General features: G+C 72.4%; 17 protein-coding genes. 16 read left to right on the top strand and 1 reads right to left on the bottom strand.

Annotation, left to right across the window (positions count from 1 at the left end; translation table 11 throughout):
- Positions 1-39 precede the first annotated feature (39 nt).
- The 16 genes from ABD369_RS21995 to ABD369_RS22070 all read left to right on the top strand — a co-directional run bounded on the left by ABD369_RS21995 (position 40) and on the right by ABD369_RS22070 (position 16616).
- The gene (locus ABD369_RS21995; protein ID WP_344638204.1) at positions 40-297 is read left to right on the top strand and encodes a hypothetical protein; all 258 of its coding nucleotides are present in this window, start codon (positions 40-42) and stop codon (positions 295-297) included.
- Positions 298-788: 491 nt separating this feature from the next.
- Positions 789-2153 carry an NUDIX hydrolase gene (locus ABD369_RS22000; protein ID WP_344638205.1) on the top strand — a complete coding sequence of 455 codons (1365 nt, stop codon included), beginning with the start codon at positions 789-791 and terminating at the stop codon, positions 2151-2153.
- Positions 2150-2734 (top strand): NUDIX domain-containing protein, encoded by a 585-nt coding sequence (locus ABD369_RS22005; RefSeq protein ID WP_344638206.1) that lies wholly within the window; start codon positions 2150-2152, stop codon positions 2732-2734. The genes ABD369_RS22000 and ABD369_RS22005 overlap by 4 nt, the downstream gene beginning before the upstream one ends.
- Positions 2731-3420, top strand: a complete 690-nt coding sequence (locus tag ABD369_RS22010; protein WP_344638207.1) for an isochorismatase family protein — start codon at positions 2731-2733, stop codon at positions 3418-3420. The genes ABD369_RS22005 and ABD369_RS22010 overlap by 4 nt, the downstream gene beginning before the upstream one ends.
- Positions 3417-4784 carry an MFS transporter gene (locus ABD369_RS22015; RefSeq protein ID WP_344638208.1) on the top strand — a complete coding sequence of 456 codons (1368 nt, stop codon included), beginning with the start codon at positions 3417-3419 and terminating at the stop codon, positions 4782-4784. The genes ABD369_RS22010 and ABD369_RS22015 overlap by 4 nt, the downstream gene beginning before the upstream one ends.
- Positions 4785-4837: 53 nt before the next feature.
- Entirely contained in the window at positions 4838-5626 is a 789-nt protein-coding gene (locus ABD369_RS22020; protein ID WP_344638209.1) for a class I SAM-dependent methyltransferase, read from the top strand.
- Between the two features lie 29 nt (positions 5627-5655).
- Positions 5656-7044: a phosphotransferase gene (locus ABD369_RS22025; protein WP_344638210.1), complete on the top strand. Its 1389-nt coding sequence runs from the start codon at positions 5656-5658 to the stop codon at positions 7042-7044.
- Between the two features lie 37 nt (positions 7045-7081).
- The gene (locus tag ABD369_RS22030; RefSeq protein ID WP_344638211.1) at positions 7082-7975 is read left to right on the top strand and encodes a protein phosphatase 2C domain-containing protein; all 894 of its coding nucleotides are present in this window, start codon (positions 7082-7084) and stop codon (positions 7973-7975) included.
- 40 nt (positions 7976-8015) lie between these two features.
- Positions 8016-10355 (top strand): methyltransferase, FxLD system, encoded by a 2340-nt coding sequence (fxlM, locus tag ABD369_RS22035; protein ID WP_344638212.1) that lies wholly within the window; start codon positions 8016-8018, stop codon positions 10353-10355.
- 81 nt (positions 10356-10436) lie between these two features.
- Positions 10437-11318, top strand: coding sequence for a glycosyltransferase family 2 protein (locus tag ABD369_RS22040; protein WP_344638213.1), 882 nt, complete (start codon positions 10437-10439; stop codon positions 11316-11318).
- Between the two features lie 67 nt (positions 11319-11385).
- Complete coding sequence (locus tag ABD369_RS22045) at positions 11386-12150, top strand: PIG-L deacetylase family protein (protein WP_344638214.1); 765 nt, start codon at positions 11386-11388, stop codon at positions 12148-12150.
- Between the two features lie 57 nt (positions 12151-12207).
- On the top strand, positions 12208-13020 hold the full coding sequence (locus ABD369_RS22050; RefSeq protein WP_344638215.1) for a methyltransferase domain-containing protein: 813 nt from the start codon (positions 12208-12210) through the stop codon (positions 13018-13020).
- 136 nt (positions 13021-13156) lie between these two features.
- Complete coding sequence (locus ABD369_RS22055; protein ID WP_344638216.1) at positions 13157-14131, top strand: hypothetical protein; 975 nt, start codon at positions 13157-13159, stop codon at positions 14129-14131.
- Positions 14132-14244: 113 nt separating this feature from the next.
- Positions 14245-15207 (top strand): endonuclease/exonuclease/phosphatase family protein, encoded by a 963-nt coding sequence (locus ABD369_RS22060; protein WP_344638217.1) that lies wholly within the window; start codon positions 14245-14247, stop codon positions 15205-15207.
- On the top strand, positions 15207-15878 hold the full coding sequence (locus ABD369_RS22065) for a 2'-5' RNA ligase family protein (RefSeq protein WP_344638218.1): 672 nt from the start codon (positions 15207-15209) through the stop codon (positions 15876-15878). Before ABD369_RS22060 ends, ABD369_RS22065 begins: the two co-directional genes overlap by 1 nt.
- A 63-nt stretch (positions 15879-15941) precedes the next feature.
- Positions 15942-16616, top strand: a complete 675-nt coding sequence (locus ABD369_RS22070) for a 2'-5' RNA ligase family protein (RefSeq protein ID WP_344638219.1) — start codon at positions 15942-15944, stop codon at positions 16614-16616.
- Positions 16617-16812: 196 nt separating this feature from the next.
- Here the strand turns inward: ABD369_RS22070 and ABD369_RS22075 are convergent, their stop codons facing one another.
- A complete protein-coding gene (locus ABD369_RS22075; RefSeq protein WP_344638220.1) occupies positions 16813-17199 on the bottom strand; it encodes a 6-carboxytetrahydropterin synthase in 387 nt (128 codons plus the stop codon).
- Between the last annotated feature and the right edge of the window lie 128 nt (positions 17200-17327).

A 17327-nucleotide genomic window follows, 5' to 3' on the forward strand; every position in this document is an offset into this window, starting at 1 on the left:
CGCTCCGGGCCGGGGCCGCCGGCCAGGAAGGCCATGACCATGGCAGGCCGACACAGCCGTCTGCCCGAACCCCGGCAGCAGAGCGACGGTGACACCGACCAGTACCTGAAGGCGCTGACGACCGGCCGCCCGGTCGTCGAGGAGGGCGTCAGCGTCCCGGACGGCGGCGACCGCGTCTTCCTCTCGCGGCGCGTCTTCCACCCGGACGGCCGGGTGTACACCTGCCTGGTCCGCCTCGACGCCACCGGCATCTTCCCGTTCCCGCCGCCCGACCGCCCCCCGATTGAAGAGCCGTGACCGGCCGGCTCCCGCTCGCTGATCCGCCTGTGACCGCTCGTGCTAGATGGCGAGTCGTCTCCGGAGTCCTTGCAGGTCAAAGCAATTCTGCTCACGGCAGTTGGCGGGGCTTGCTCACGATGGTTGGCGAATCTGGGGCTGAAGCCGGGCGCTCGCTCGGGGAAATCGCAGATCAGGCGGTCTTCTCGGCGGCTTCGCCAACAGCAATGAGCGTTCGCCAAGTAGCACGAGCAGTCACACCGCCTTCCGCCGCAGCCCGGAGCGGAGGGGGCCCGAAGGCACGTGAAATCGAAAAGTCCGCCTTCGACCCGGGCTCGCCGGGAACCGCCTGGCTTGATCGGACGACTCGAACAGCGGCAGGATCTCCAGCCTGGCCATCGTTGCCGATGAGGCATCAACTCCCGTGTAAAAACACGGTCATTGACGCTGTCGTGCGACGTGACGGCGCTGGGTCGCGCTGTGCTCACCTTCCAGGAAGAGGGGCTCTACGAATGATCGACTTCGAGGTGCTGACGGCTTCCGCCGGCCGCGAAGGAATCGAACGCTTCGGGGTCGGCGTCGTGGTCCGCGACCGCTCGGGCCGGGTCCTGCTGATCCGGCGGGCAGCCCACGACGTCCTGCCCGGTCTGTGGGAGTACCCGGGCGGCGGCCGGGAGGGCGACGAGGACATCGAGGCCGGCGCGGCGCGCGAGCTGGCCGAGGAGACCGGCCTCACGGGCCTGCATCTGGAGTACGCGCGCACCCTGGACTTCACCAACCACAACGGCCTCCAGGTGCGGCAGTTCGTGTTCACCACGGTCGTCGCGGACGGCACGGCGGCGGTCCTGTCGGATGACCACGACGGCCAGCAGTGGGCTCGGCCCGAGGCGCTGCCGCACACTGGCGACGGGCAGCGCCAGGTCATCACCTGGCTGGCCGACCGCCTCGCCGTCCCCGGCTGGCGGCCCGTCAGCGGCCACCTCACCACCATCGCCCGACCCGCCACCTACGGCTCCTTCCTCGTCACCAACCCCGCCGGCCGGATCCTCGGGATGCGGTCGGCCACCGACCCGGCCGTCTGGGACTTCCCCGGCGGGATGGTCGAGAACGGCGAGTCCCCCTTCGACGCCGCGGTGCGAGAGGCCCGCGAAGAGCTGGGCCTGGATCTGGCCGCGGAGAACCCGCAGGTGCTCCGCCGCCGCCTGGTCGCCGTGATCCACACCCAGGCCGACGCCGACTACCCGGTGCCCGTGGCAGGCCACGTCTTCGACGGCGGCACCCTGACCGCCGAACAGCAGGCCCGCATCCGCCTCGACCCCACCGAGCACACCGAGTTCCGGTTCGAAACGGCCCACGACTGGCGCCACCACATGGACCTGGACCACTACCAGCGGCTGCGGCAGATCCTGCGCGCCCACCGGTGCGGACACCCGCTCTACCTGGAGCGCCCCGCCCGTCCGGACGACGACTTCGAAGGTGTCCTGGTCCTCGTCACCGACCCGGCGGGCCGGCTGCTGATGCACCTGCGCGACACCGGCCCCGGCCCCTGGCCCGGCTACTGGACTCCGCCCGGCGGCTGGCGCGAGGGCGACGAGAGCGCCGAGGAGAGCGCGGTGCGCGAAGTCCGCGAGGAGGCCGGGATCGAGATTACCGGGTTGCGGACCCTCCCTGACCCCCTCCCCGACCACGGTCTCCCGCTCACCCGCGTCCAGCACGCGACCTGGACCGGCTCCGAGAACGACCTCCAGCTCGGCGACGAGGGCCAGGCGCTGCGCATGGTCCCCCTGGACGAGGTGCTCGGCCTCCACGTCCCGCCCTACCTGCAGCACTACCTCCCGCTGCTCACCAGCAGCCAGCCCGAAGGAGCCCGCCCATGAACGCCGCACCGACCGTCACCCGCCAGCCAGCCGTGCCGCTGCCGTGGCAGCAGCACGACCGAGCGACCCTGCTGGACACCGACTCGTACCTGATCCACCGCGACACGGTGACCCAGCCCGACGGCACCGAAGGGTTCTTCGAGTTCCACCAGGCCCGGGTCGACGCGGCGTTGACCGTTGCGATGGACGACCAGGGCCGGATCGCCATGGTCCGCTACCGCTCCTACCTCCACGACGAGGTCCTCACCCCGCCCGGCGGGAAGCTGGACCCGGGCGAGGACCCGCTGAAGGGCGCCCGCCGCGAGCTCAAGGAGGAGTCCGGCATCACGGCCGCCGCGTGGAGCCCGCTCGGCCGGATCGCGCTGATGACCAAGTCCACCGCACACCTGCACATGTTCCTCGCCCGGGACCTGACGGTCGGTGAGCAGGAACTGACCGGCGCCGAGACGGGCATGACCGTAGAGTGGTGGCCGCTCGAGGAGGCGGTGGCCGCCGCGATGGACGGCCGGCTCCTGCTGTCCGGGGCCGTGGTGTCGGTCCTGATGGCCAGCCAGGCCGTGGGCGCAGCGAGGCGCGCGTGAGCGCCCAACCGGCGGCGGAAGCGCCGTCCCAGGTGCACGACTGGGTGATCCCGGAGCGCGAGTACGCCCGCCAGGAGCAGCGCCGGGGACGCCGGCACGCCTACACCCGGCTCGACCCGGTCCGCACCGCGTTGGTGGTGGTCGACATGGTGCCGTTCTTCGACGGGCCGTACGTGCGCGGCATCATCCCGCAGATCGAGGCACTGGCCGATGCCCTGCGCCGGGCCGGCGGCCTGGCGGCCTGGGTGCTGCCGGGCCCCAGTGAGCCGAGCGCGGCCCGCAGGGAGTTCTACGGCCCCGAGGTCGTGGAGATCTTCCGCACCTCCGGCGGCAGCGGCCCGCTCGCCGGGCGCCTGTGGCCGCAGTTCACCGTCGACGAGGACCGCGACCTGCTCGTGGAGAAGGAGGCGGCCAGCGCGTTCTTCCCCGGCCTGAGCCCGCTGCCCGGCCTGCTGGCCCCGCGCGGCATCGACACCGTCCTGGTGTGCGGGGTCGTCACCGACGTGTGCGTGGCCGGGACGGCGCGCGACGCCTTCACCCTGGGGCTGCGGGTGATCGTGGCAGCCGACGGCACGGCCGCCGGCAGCGACGAGGTCCACAACGCCACCCTTCGGACCCTCTACCGGTCCTTCGGCGACGTGCGGCCCACCACAGAGATCCTCGACCTGATCCGGGACGGCCGGTGACCGCGCTCCCGGCCCGCCGTCGGCACACCGACACCGGCCGCCGGCCGGACCGCCCAGGCACGCTGTGGCGGCAGCCGGACTTCCGCAACTACGCCCTCGGGCAGGGGATCTCGATCGCCGGCAGCGGGGTGACGCTGGTGGCCGTTCCGGTCGTCGCCGCGCTGCAGCTGCACGCCTCGACCATGCAGGTCGCCGGCCTGGCGGTGGCCGGCCGCCTGCCCCCGCTGCTGTTCACCCTGCACGCCGGCGTGCTGGCCGACCGCTGGCCCAAGCAGCCGATCGTCATCGGCTGCGAGCTGGCCAGCGGGGCCGTTCTGGCCACCGTGCCACTGGAGTCACTGGTTACCACGCCCAGCTTGGTCCAGCTGTACACGGTGACGTTCCTGGTCGCCTCCCTCCAGGTCCTGGGCAGCACGGCGTCCACCGCCTTCGTGCCGCAACTGGTGGAGCACCACCGGCTGGTGGAGGCCAACGCCCGGCTGGGCACCGGCAACTCGCTGGCGGACACGGCCGGCTCGAACCTGGGCGGCCTGCTGGTCGGCCTCCTCGGCGCCGCCCGCGCCGTCGCCGCCGACTCCCTCTCCTACCTGCTCTCCGCCACGCTGCTGCTACGCATCCAGACGCCGGAGCCCGCCCGGACCGAACCCGAGCAGCGCACAAGCATGGTCGCCGACATCCGCGCCGGCCTCGCCTACACCCTGCGCACGCCGCTGGTCCGCGCCGCCGTGCTGTCCAACGCCGTGAACGCCAGCGCGATGGCCGCCTGCGCGGCGCTGTGGAGCCTGTTCCTGCTGCGCACCCTCGGCTGGCCGCCCGCCGTGCTGGGCCTGGTCATGGGCGCGGGCGGGATCGGCGGAGCGATCGGCGGGATCACCGGCCGCCACCTGGCGGCCCGCTTCGGCCCCGGCCGCGTCATCGTCACCGCCCTAGCCCTGTCCCCCCTCTGCCAGCTCCCGCTGCTCCTGGCCCGCCCCGGCACCACGGGCCAGGTGGCCATCGGGGCGGCGATGGTCGTCCAGACCGGCTGCGCGGTGGCCAGCGGCGCTCTGCTGCGCAGCATCCGCCAGCTGATCACCCCGCCCGAGATGCAAGGCCGGGCCCAGTCCAGCGGCATGTGGCTGGCGTTCGGCCTGCGCCCGCTGGCCGCGCTCCTGGCCGGCGTTGCCGGTGCCGCGATCGGCCTGCGCCCGACCCTGACGGCGATCACCTGCCTGCTGGCCGTCCCGGCGTGGATGCTGTGGCGCTCCCCGATCCGCCACCTCACCTCCCTGCCCGCCCCCGGCGCCGCCCCCGCGACTGCACTCCCGCCGCGGTCTGCCCCCGCCCTGGAATCCGCCGCCGAGCCCGGCGCCCCCGCACCCTGACCCCTCTCATCCCGCCCGGACCGAGCTGCCCGAGCCGACCTGGAGCCATGACCATGTCCCTCTTCCCCGGCGCCGCGCACGCCTACCGCACCTTCCGGCCTGGCCTGCCCGAGGCCGCCGTCACGCTTCTGACCGACACCGTGCGCGGCACGCCCAGCCCGGTGCTCCTTGACCTGGGCACCGGCACCGGACAGGTCCCCGCCGCCCTGCACCAAGCATTCGCGCGGGTCGACATCGTCGAGCCCGACGCGGAGATGATCGCCGAAGCGGAGCAGGTGCTGCGCCCGCTCCTCCGCGACAAGCCACTGGGCGTGCACCACTGCCCGGCCGAGGAGTTCACCGCCCCCTACCCCAGCTACGCGGCGAACCTGGCTTCGATTTCGCGGGCCTTTCACTGGATGAACCAGGAGCGGGTCCTGCACCTGCTCGACGGGGTCACCGCGCCGGACGCGGTCCTCGCGGTCATGGGCGAGGGCAGCCTGTGGACCGCCCAGTCGGCCTGGACCGACGCCCTGCGCGAGCTGATCCAGACCTACCTCGGGCCCGAGCGCCGCGCCGGCACCGAGGGCACCTATACCCGCACCCAGCGCCACCGCGAAGAGGTCCTCGCCGGCTCGCCGTTCTCCCGGATCGAGGAGCATGTCCTGCCGGTGGTGCGCCAGTGGACGCCGCAGCAGGTGCTCGGCTACCTGTCCAGCACCTCCTTCGCCGCCGACCGCCTGTTCGGCAACCAGCTGGCCGCCTTCCAGACCCAGGCCCTTGAGCTGCTGGATCGCCACGCGGAGGCCGGCGGGCTCACCGAGAACGCCGAGTTCACCGTCCTGCTCGCCCGCCGCCCCTGACCGCCCGTCACCACGAGGAGTCCATCATCGTGAGCTCGAAGCCGGCCCCATCCGGGCCGCCCCGCCACGCAGCGCCCGTCGACGCACACCTGATCCTGCGCCGAGGCGAGGACGTCCTGCTCACCCGCCGCGCCGGAGACACCTACGCCACGGGACTCCTGCATCTCCCCTCGGGCCACGTCGAAGCGGTCGAGGACGTGGTGACCGCGGTGATCCGCGAGGCATCCGAGGAGATCGGCGTCGTGATCGACCCGGCCGACGTGCGCGCCGCAGTCGTCCTGCACCACCGAAGCCCGGCCGGCCAGACCCGAATCGGCTGGTTCCTCGAAGCCACCATCTGGTCGGGCACGCCGAGGATCCTGGAGCCGGACCGGTGCAGCCAGATCGACTGGTTCCCACTGGCCGCCCTGCCGGACGACATGGTGGCGTACTGCCGAGCAGGATTGGACGCCTACCGAGCCGGGCAGCACGTCGCACTGCACTTCCAGGAGCCGACCGACGCCATTGCCCACACCCCTGGCGGCCCCGATCGCCTGCGCCCGGTGCCCCTGACCGGTCCGAGGCCGGCGGCCGTCCTCGGACCGGCTCTGGCCTCGTTCGCCGAACGCGCCGTAGGCCCGCTCACCGCGGTCACCGACACCTCCTGGACCAGGCCGGCCAGCAGGGTCTGGCGTCTGACCGGACCAGGCGGCGGCACCTGGTACCTCAAGCAGCACCCCACGCCCAAGTTCCACGACCGCGAGGTGACCGCCTACCGGACCTGGACCGGCGCCCTCCACAATCGAGCACCGCGCCTTGTCGCCGCCGACACCGACCTCCAGGCCGTCGTCACCACCGCACTGCCCGGACACCTCCTGCACGGACTGCCCCTGACCCCACGACAGGAACTGGCCGTCCACCGGCAGCTGGGCCAGCTCGCACGCGCCTTCCATACCAGCGCCCCCGTCCGCCCCGGTGACCACCCGCCAGCAGCGCTCGAGAAGCTCGACCGCCACCTGAACGCCGCCCGTCCCCACCTCACCGACGGCGACGAGAAACTCATCCGGACCTGCGCCGAGCGGCTCACGCTCCTCCCACCGGCCCTCCAGGTGCCGACCATGGGCGACCTGCAGCTGCGCAACGCCCTCATGAACGATCAGGACGAGGTCGCCCTCATCGACTTCGAGCGCGCCGAGTACGGGCCCCGCACCCGCGACTTCGTCCGCCTCGCCGACCTATGGGCGCACCGCCCCGCGCTGCGGCAGGCCTTCTTCGACGGCTACGGCGACGTGCTCACCGCCGAGGAGGCCGAGCGGCTGGACTGCGAGGAGGCCCTGGACGCGCTCAGCGGCATCGCCTACGGCACGTCCCACGACGACCCGGAGGTCGTCGAACGCGGCCGGCGCACCCTGGCCCGCCTCCGCGGCACCCGTCCCTGACCACGCCACCGCGACACCCCACAGGAAGACCACCCGCATGCAGATCGAAGCAGCACCTGGCACGGCCTGCACGGCCACGGTGGCCGGCGCCACCGTGCTGATAGGCGAACGCGCCGGCACCGGACGCCCCAGCGAGGACCGCGTCTTCACCACCGAAAGCGCTGTCATCGCCCTCGACGGGGTGTCCACCGTCACCGACGACGAGCCTCGCGGCGCCTGGTACGCCGACATCCTCGGGACGACGCTGGCCGAACTCCTCACCCAGCAGCCGGACATCGACCTGCGCAAGGCCCTGGCCGCCGCGATTGCCACCATCACCCACCACCACGACCTCGCCCCCGGTTCCTCACCCGCCTCCACCGTGGCGATCGTGCGCCACCGGGCCGGTCGCATCGACGCCGCCGTTCTCGGCGACAGCCCCATCGTCGCTCTCGGCCACGACGGCGCGGTGCACCAGCTGCGCGACGACCGGCTCGCCACCCTGGTGCGGGACCGCCCGCAGGTTGCCGAGTACCGCAGGCTGCTGCGGGAGGGCCGAGGATTCGGCGAGCGGCACCGCGAGCTCCTCCAGGAACTGCGCGGCTTCCAGCAGACCGTGGTCAACCGCCAGCACGGGTACTGGATCGCCGAGGCCCTCTCGCAGGCGGGCCTGAACGCGGTCACCGCCTCCTGGCCTGCCGAGGAGCTGGCCGCGATCCTGATCGCCACCGACGGCGCCGCAGCCGGCGTCGAGGACTACGAGCTGTACTCGTGGCCGGAGATGGCCAAGGCCTGCCGCAGCGACGGCCCCCAGGCAGTCGTCGACGCGATCGACCTCGCCGAGCACGAGGACGCCGAAGGCCAGTGCTGGCCCCGCTACAAGATCGCCGACGACAAGGCGCTCGTCTACTGGCCCCTCGCGCCCACCGCCCTGACCCAGCAGCGCCCCTGACCCACCGACCGGCCCCCACCATCCCGAGGAGACCAGCACCGTGCACACCGTCCCGGCCGAACTTTGGGAGCAGCTCCACACCGACGGCATCCAGTACCGCCGCCTCGGCGACGACGAGCGGGCGCTGCTCGCCGAACACGCCCCCGCACCGGACAGCGGCGCCCGGGCGCTTGACGTCGGCTGCGGCAGCGGGGAGCTCGCCGCCCATCTCGTGGCCGCCGGCTACGAGGTGGACGCCGTCGACATCGCCGACGCCGCCCTCGAACGCGCCCGCACCGCCCACCCCGACGCCACCGGCGTGCGGTGGCTGCGCCTGGACATCGAGCACGACGACCCCGCACCGCTCGGCGACGACCGCTACGACCTCGTGGTGCTGCGTCTGGTGGCGGCGTTCATCTCGGACCGGGTGCGCGTCCTGCACGCGCTGGGCCGGCGTCTGCGCGAGGGCGGCACTCTGCTGGTTATCACCCCGCTGGCCGCCCACACTCCCGAAGAGCGTCGCTCCACCGCCCTGGACGAGGAGGAGATCACCGCGCTCACCTGCGGCTGGACGAGCGTGCAGCGCCTGAACGCCGGGAACCTGGGCGTGCTGGTGCTGCGCGGCCCGTGCGCGGACACCGTCGCCGTGGAACGGCGGCGCCCGCTCACCGGTGCGCCGGCTACCGCCGCCCTAGCGGTCGTCACCGACGAGTGCGGCCGCGTCCTGCTGGGGTGGTCGCACCGCGGGATGTGGGAACTGCCCGGCGGCAAGAACACCACAGGGGAGAGCTTCGAGGCGGCCGCCGTCCGCGAACTCGCCGAGGAGACCGGCCTGCACGCCGACCAGGGCGATGCCACCGTGCTGACCGTGCTCAACGACAGCTCGAACGGAGTGTCCCGCACGACCGCGGTGGTCCGGGTCAGCCAGTTCAGCGGCACCCTCGACAACCCCGAGCCCGACCTGTTCCTGCGCTGGGAGTGGCACGACGTGAACGGCCTGGGCTGCCTGGGCCCGGTGTTCACCCCGGCCGCGCACGCGCTGGACGCCGTCTGGCCGGGCGTACTCCCCTCTTTGCCCGCCGTCCACTCCCACGTGAGCACCACCCAGGCGCCGGCCGTCCCCGGCGAGCCCCCGGAGGCCGCCCGCCGGCGCAAGGCCATGGTCCGGGCCGTCGTCGACGGCGGCTGGGCACCGACCGCCGAGGTCCGCGAGGTGCTGGGCATCGTGCCCCGGCACCGCTTCGTGCCGGAGGTAGACCTCGCTGACGCTTACCACGACGACCTGGCCGTCGTCACCCGCCGCGACGGCGAGCGGGCCACGAGCTCCGTCTCCGCGATCTGGCTGCAGGCGAACATGCTCGAGACCGCCCGGCTGCACCCCGGCGCAGCAGTGCTCGAGGTCGGCGCGGGCGGCTACAACGCGTCGCTGATCGCCCACCTGGTCGGCCCCACCGGACGGGTCGTCACCGTCGACCTGGACCCGTACGTGGTGCACCGCACCCGCCGGTTTACCGCCGAGACCGGCAACCCGGGCATCGTGGCACTCCAGGGCGACGGCGCGCTCGGCGCGCCTGCCGGCCACCTGTCCCCGGGTGGGTTCGACGCGATCATCGTCACCTACAACGCCTGGGACATCGCCCCGGCCTGGTTCTCGCAGCTCGCCGATGGCGGCCACCTGGTCGTCCCCCTCGAACTGCACGGCTACACCAGGGCGATCGCCTTCCAGCGGCGCGGCGACACGCTCGTGGCCCGCGACTGGACGTACTGCGGGTTCATCCGCGACGCCGGTTCCCTCGCCCGCACCGCGCTGCAGACCGAGCTGGCCGGCGGTGAACTGCGCCTGCGGTTCGAGGACGGTCCCGCCGGTGACGCCACCGGCTTGGAGGAGGCCATGCGCGGCACCCGGTACGAGCGGTCCACCGGGGTGACGGTCGGGCGTGGCGAGTCCTTCGCGACGCTGCAGATCTACCTGGCCAGCGTCCTGCACCAGTACGGCTTCTGCCGCCTGGCCAGGGATTCGACGCTGGACACTGGCGTCGCCGAGTTCCCGGCGAGCTTCCCCGCACCGGCACTCCTGGGCGACGCGTCGCTGGCCTACCTCACCTACATCCCCGTCGCCCCCGGCACCGCACCGGAGGGCACCGTCGAGTTCACGGCCCACGCCTACGGTCCCGAAGGCCCGGCGCTCGCGCAACGCCTGGCCGACGCCGTGCGCGCCTGGGACCGGCACGCCCGCACCAGCTACCCGCAGCTGACCGTCCACCCTGCCGCGATGGCCGACACGGACCTCCCCGCCGGCCACCTCCTCGACAAGTCGGCCAGCCGTCTCGTCTTCCAGTGGTCAGCGGATGACTCCCCAGGCGCAGAGACCGTTGACGAGGTCGCCCAGATGGCGATCTGAGCAGCCACCAGCATCCGCTGCAACTCGCCTCGGACCGCGACCGCGCAGAGATCCGGGGCTCCAGCCCGACAGAGGAACCACATGAGGCCGAGCATCGACGTCGTCCTGCTGACCATGAACGACCGTCCCGAGGAGGAGAAGGCCGCGCAGAAGACCCTGCTCGCCCAGGAAGGCGTCGATCTGCGGATCTGTGTCGTGGGCAACGGCTGTACACCCGAGGTCGTGCCCGAGGGCGCCCTGACAGTCGTTCTGGAGCACAACGTCGGCATCCCCGGCGGCCGCAACGCCGGAGCCCGCGCCCTCGCCGCAGCAGAACGACCGGCAGACTGGCTGTTCTTCCAGGACAACGACGCCGAATTCACGAACCCCAACACGCTCGCCCAACTGGTCGCCGAAGCCGACCAGCACCCGGGCGCCGCCTACGTCCAGCCGCGCTTGACCGGTCCGGATGACACCACCACGCCCAGGCGCTGGGTACCGCGGCTGCGGGCCGGCGACCCGGGACGCCCCGGCACGATCACCAGCATGACCGAAGGTGTCGTTCTGGTCCGCCGCGACGCCTTCGAACAGGTCCACGGTTGGTGCGATGAGCTGTTCTTGTACCACGAGGGGTTCGACCTCAGCTGGAGGTTGTGGGCCTGCGGCTACACCGGCTGGTACGCGGCCGGGCTCCGGATGCACCACCCGCTGACCAGCCCCTCCCGGCATGCGCTGTTCTACCGGCTCGCCGCCCGCAACCGGGTGTGGGTGGCCTACCGCAACCTGCCCGCTCCGCTGATCCCTGTGTACCTGGCGGTGTGGACCGCTGTCACCGCGGTGCGGGCGGTGCGCGGCGGCGGCGCCCGCGAGTCCTGGCGGGGCTTTCGCGAAGGGTGGGCCGGCCGCCGCGTCCAGGAGCGCCGACCGATGAGCTGGCGCACCGTGTGGCGCCTGACCGCCGCCGGACGCCCGCCCGTCCTGTGACCACGACCTGCACCAGCGCCCGGCTTGCCGCCGGACGTCGACACCCCCGCTGCTCCAGGAGGTAGCTGTGCCGCACCTTCCCAGCCTGCTCGCCGTGTTCGGACACCCCGACGACGAGTCCCTCGTCGCCGGCGGATTCCTTGCCCAGCACGCCCAAGCGGGAGCGCGCACCGCGGTAGTCACCGCCACCTGGGCCCCCGGCACCCACCGCGCGGCCGAGCTGGCCGACGCCGTCCGGATCCTCGGAGCAGGAGAGCCGAGGATGCTGGGGTACGCCGACCACCGCGTCCCGGAGTCCTCCACCGGCCCACGGCTCTGCGACGCGCCGCTGGAGCGCGTGGTAGAGGACGTCGTACGGCAGATCCGCGAGTTCCGGCCCGAGATCGTGCTCACCCACGACGCGTACGGGGGACTCACCGGTCACCCGGACCACAGGCTCAGCCACCGGGCCGTCGTGCTCGCCGCGACTGCGGCCGGGCTCGAGCACCTCTATCCGGACGCCGGAGCCCCCTGGGGGCCTTCGGCGCTCCACCTGGCGACCCACCCGCACTCGGCCGTAGCCGACCTCGGCCCGCTCCTCACCCAAGTCGACAAGGCGGTGCTCAGCGTGCCCGACGAGAGCGTCGACCTGGTCGCGGACGTGCGCCCGTGGCTGGACGCGAAGTGGGCGGCCATCTGCGCCCACCGAAGCCAGGTTGACCGGGAACGGCCGCTTCCCGGCCTGCTCGCCCGCCTCCCCGCAGACGTCCGGGAGCGGATCATCGGCCGCGAGTACTTCACGCGCATCGACCTGCGCCCGGCGCCGGCCCGCCCGGGCGAGCAGCCCCGCTGACCGTCACCCGCGCCACGCCCACCGCCCGACCTCACCCCCAGCAGGAGCAGACTCAGGATGCGCAGGCCCGCAGCCCACGGCTTCACCGCGGTCGACCAGCAGCCCCGACCCGCCGAGTTCGTCCAGGTCCTCGACACGCTGGACGACCACCCGTTCTACGCGGCCTACAAGGCCCGCCTGCGCGAACTGCTCCATGCCCGGCCCGGGGACCGGTTCCTCGACGTCGGGGCGGGGACGGGCGACGGCGCCCAGGCCATGGCCCGCGAATACGGCAGCACCGTCGCGGCCATCGACCACTCGACCACGATGGCCGGCCAGGCACGCGCCCGCGGGCTGGCGAACGTCACAGTCGCCGACGCCCACCGCCTGCCCTTCCGTGACGCCTCGTTCGACGGAGCCTGGGCCGACCGTGTCGTGCAGCACGTCGCCGACCCGGAGCAGGTCCTCGCGGAGATGCTGAGAGTGATCCGCCCCGGCGGGCGGATCGCGCTCGCCGACCCCGAATACGACACCCAGGTCCTCGACATCGCCGACCAGGAACTGGCCCGCCGGGTCCTGCGGTTCCGGGCCGACGTCCAGCTGCGTCACGGCACCCTCGCCCACCGGCACGCCGGCCTCCTCAGCCGCCACGGCCTGCTCGACGTCAGCACCGAGGCCAGAACGCTCGTCGTGCGCGATCCGCGCGAGGCCGACAACTGCCTGGGGCTGCGGACCTGGGCCCGCACGGCAGCCGAACACGGACACCTCACCAGTGCCGAAGCCGAGCGGTTCACCGGCCAGTTCGACGAGTCCGTTCGCAGCGGCCGGTTCACCTACGCGGTCACCTTCTTCCTCACCGCCGCCACGGCCGCACCCGCCAGCCGCTCATGACACCGCGTGAGGACAAGCGTCCCGCAGCGGGCGGCCCCCGCGCGCCGCCCGGCCTCGGCCGCGCTGCGGCGAATCGCCAAGTCTGAGCGGCCCGTCCCGGGCCGGCGTGCAACACCCCTCACCCAAAGGAGCAGCGGTGTCCGACACCAGCACCAGCGTGACCAGCACGATCCCGGAGACGGTCCGGATCCTGGGCTGCAACGTCCAGCACGGCCGGCGCCGTGACGAAGCCATCGCCTTCATGAAGTCCCTCACCCCGGCGCCGGAGATCATCCTCTGGCAGGAGGCCCAGCCCGGCGATCCGGGCAAGGGCATACCCTCGGACGCCGAGGTGGTCGCCGAGGCGCTGGGGATGGACGCGTACGAGAACGTGCTGACCCCGCACGTGCGGCGCCCGAAGCACAATGTGATCTTCGTGAAGCGCGGAGGCGTGTTCGTCCACGAGGGGACCTACCAGCACCCCGGAGCGCCGCACCAGGCGCCGGCGAACATCGCGGTGCGGCTGCGGCTGCCCGACGGGTCGCTGTCCTACCGCCGGCTGCTGCTGCTGGCCGGCCACGCCTGCTACTACTCGGCGCCGATCCGCTCGGTGGAGGCCGACTTCGTGCTCTCCGTCTTCAAGCACGGGGAACTGGGCTACGCGGAGTACGACTTCAACTCCTACCGCAAGGACCGTCACCCCCGGGACCTGCAGAGCGTCCGTGACCGGACGTTCGCCACCAACCGCTCGCGGCTGACCGATGCCGGGGAGTTCGTCCCCGACGACGTCTTTGACCGGAAACTGGTCAACGCCGGCCTGGTCGATGTCGGCCTGTGGGCCGCGCAGGAGCTGGGGCAGAAGGGCGCGGACGGGCCCACCGCGGGCTGGGGGCCGGACAAGCGCGACCAGCGCGCCGAGCCGGTGGACGGCGAGGACAGCGACCAAGACCCGGCGTCGGCGATCGACCGCGGCTACGCCGTGGCGGAGCTGATCCCCGCGCTGCTGACTGCCGGGCCGATCGACAACGCGGCGACCCGGGCCTTCTCCGACCACCTCCCCGTGGACTCCCTGTGGCGGTACAGCGGCCTGGTGGAGGTCATGGACCGCCGGGTCGACGTCATCGTGCACTGAACACCCCACTGCGGTCGTACGCCCGGCCGCCGTCACGAACCGCGACGTCGAAGTCATCCGGCAGGGACCACCACAACGGTGAACCCCTGCCACCCCGCCCCAAGGAGTTGAACGTGCCGCTCACCAAACGCATCGCCAACCTCAACGCGTACAAGCTCTCACCGAGCCTCGTCGGAACCGCCTCGTGGAAGGCCCGCGTCACCGCCATCCAGGAGATCGCCCCGGACATCCTCGGACTCCAGGAAGTCATCGTGGACGAGACCCTGCCGGCGTCGCAGTGGGCGGCGCAGGCATCGGCGGTCATTGAGCAGCTCGCCGCCGAATGCGGACTCAGCGCCACCACGGTGCGCGCCGACGGCACCCTGGGCCCCACCGCGATGGCCAACAACGCCAACCGCGGCTGGTACACGGCGCTGCTGTGGAACCCGGCCGCGGCGCGCCCGGTGCCGGGGACGTTCCGGCCGTACGGCGCCCCGGACTTCTGGCACGGGTTCACCACCATGGCGTTCGACGTCGGCGCGGTGGAGCCGGTCGTCGTCGGCTGCTACCACGGCGACCCCTTCCGCGGAGACTGGCGCGCAGCCGAATCCCTCCGCCTCAAGTCGGCGTTCCGCACCGCCGGCGGCGCGAAGCCCGGATTTGCCATCGGCGACTTCAACGCCCTGTCCGCTGCCGAGATCACCGGCCCGGACGGCGAGCCGCGCTACTACGACGCGGAGCCCTACCTCGAGCAGGACCACGACGACCTTGAATACCAGCTGCTGCCGGGCACGATCGGCGGCGAACAGCTGGCGGACCGGCGCCAGAGCGAGGCCCTGCTGCGGCGCGGCTTCATGGTGGACGCGGCCGCGCACCTGGCGGCGCCGTGGCACCCGACCGTCGGGCACTGGGAGGACGGCCAGGGCGACCCCGACCCGTGGGGCCCGCGCCGTATCGACCTCATCCTCGCCACGCGTCCGGTGGCCCCGGCACTCGTCAGCTACCGGACCCACCAGAGCCCGGCCGCCGAGGAGGCGTCCGACCACCTGCCCGTGGTCTGCGACTTCGACCCTGCCAAGATCTCCAAGGAGCGGTGATGCGAAAATTCATGGGCCCCAAGCGGCTGTGGGGCAGCGAAGGCGGACCGGCCGAGGACTGGATCAAGCCGCACGTGCTGTGGCTGCCGCAGGACGACCCGCACGTCATCGAGTACTTCGGGCGCCTGCGCGAGGTCGTCGCCCGGTTCCCGGACGTGATCACCCCGATCGCGGACGAGAACCTGCACATGACGATCCAATCCATCCGACCGCTCACCACCCTCGGTGTCCGCGTGGACAGCGAGCAGCTGGCCGTCGCCGCGGCCGCGGTCCAGGCAGAACTCGACGGCATGGCCCCGTTCGACATCCAGATCGGCCCGGCCCGCGCATCCGGGTCGGCGGGCATCGTGGAGATCTGGCCCGAGGACGGACCGGCGGAACTCAACCACCGCGTCCGCAACGGCCTGCTCGCCGCCGGACTGGACCTCCCGCCGGCCGAGGAGCACTTCTGGAGCCACATGTCGTGCGGCTACGGGAACCAGGACAGCGACACCCCCGAACTTGCGACCCGGTCCGACCAGTTCGCCTCCGAGATCGGCAAGAGCATCCGGCCCGCGATCCGCACCCGGGCCACCGTCTCCAGCGTGTGGCTGGTGTGGGAACGCCAACGCCCGGAGCTGAACACCTACACCTTCGAGCGCGTCCACCAGCTGCGCCTCGGCCAGTCCTGACCACCGTGGCGCCCGTACCGCCCGGCACGGGCGCCCGCACCGCATGTGAGGGAGAAGTCCACGATGGAGAAGTTCACTCCGAAGTTCCAGGGCGGGCCCTGGCCCGCCGTCGGCCGCGTCCTGCACGTCTACGCAGTTCCGGACCTGCACACCGACCAGCAGCTCGCACGCCTGGTCGACGAGTGCCACGACGCGATGCGCCCCTTCCCGATCACCTTGATGCACGACGGGACGCTGCACTGCACCGTCGAGATGGTCGCGGACACCACCTCCGACAAGATCACGACCAAGGAGCGCGACGAACTCGTCGCTGCGCTGCGCGCCCATCTGTCCGGCACCGGACCGCTGGAAGTCATGGCCGGCTCCCCGGTCGCCAACCGCGCCGGCGCGTTCCTGGACCTGTCGCCCGACGACGCCTTGGTCGAGCTGCGCGAGCGCGTGCGCGACGCCATCCGCGAAGTCCGCGGGCCCGGCGCACTCCTCCACAACGGCGGCAGGCCCCACATGTCGCTCGGGTACGCCTGGGACGAGGCGTCCTCCGACGCCCTGCAGACGGCCCTGCGGCGGATCTCCCCGAGCCATGCCCCCGTCCGTTTCGGCGCCGTGCAGCTGCTCAACGTGCTCTTCCAGGAGCAGCCCCGTCCCGACGGTGCGACGGCCTGGGAGCTGTCGTGGGAGCCGGTGGCGACCATCGAGCTCGCCGGAGCCAGCGCCCCGCAGACGGCAGCCGCCGGCTGACCACCGGCCGTCCCCCCAATCGGAGCCCTGTCCGGCCGGGGCGGGCAGGGTGTTGCCGGGCAACAACGCCCGCCCGGCCATCGGGCCGTGGCCGACATCCCTCATCCGGCCGGCCGCAACGCCGCCGAGCTGCCAACCGGCGCATGCTTCTTCCGTCGCGGTGGCGATCGCAGCCGGGAAGCCTGTGGGATTCCGGCTACGCTTCGGCGGGGCGGTAGGTCACCCAGACCGACTCGTCCTGGGTGTCTTGTACGCGCACCGCAGCCAGGTCGAGGTAGTGCTGAGCCCAGGTCTCGAAAAGCCAGGTTGCCATCCGTTCGAGCGACATGTTCTCGATCCGCATCGCGCCGTTGAGGTCCCTGCCGGCCAGGGAGCGGTCGGCCCAGTCCTGCAGGGCGGTGCCGAGCTCGTCGCGCTTCAGCTCCAGGTCCCGTTCGGTGTGATCGGGCGAGGGCTGCAGCTCGAGTACGGCGCGGACGGTGATGCCGTGGACCTGGTGGGCGTAGTGCCACCTCGGCAGCGCCGGATTGGAGCAGGTCCCGGTGATTTCACACTCGACCTCCAGGGTGACGGTGGTCGTCACATCTGCCTCCAGCGCTCGACGGTATGCACGACAGTAGCCAGTGGCGGGCGTCAGTGAGGTGGGAACGATCGCTTTCGGGCGCGGTCGGCGCCGGTATCCAGGGTGACGTCAGCCAGCTGGTGGATACG

The organism is Kitasatospora cystarginea, assembly GCF_039533515.1.
In the GTDB taxonomy this organism is placed as follows: Bacteria; Actinomycetota; Actinomycetes; order Streptomycetales; family Streptomycetaceae; genus Kitasatospora; species Kitasatospora cystarginea.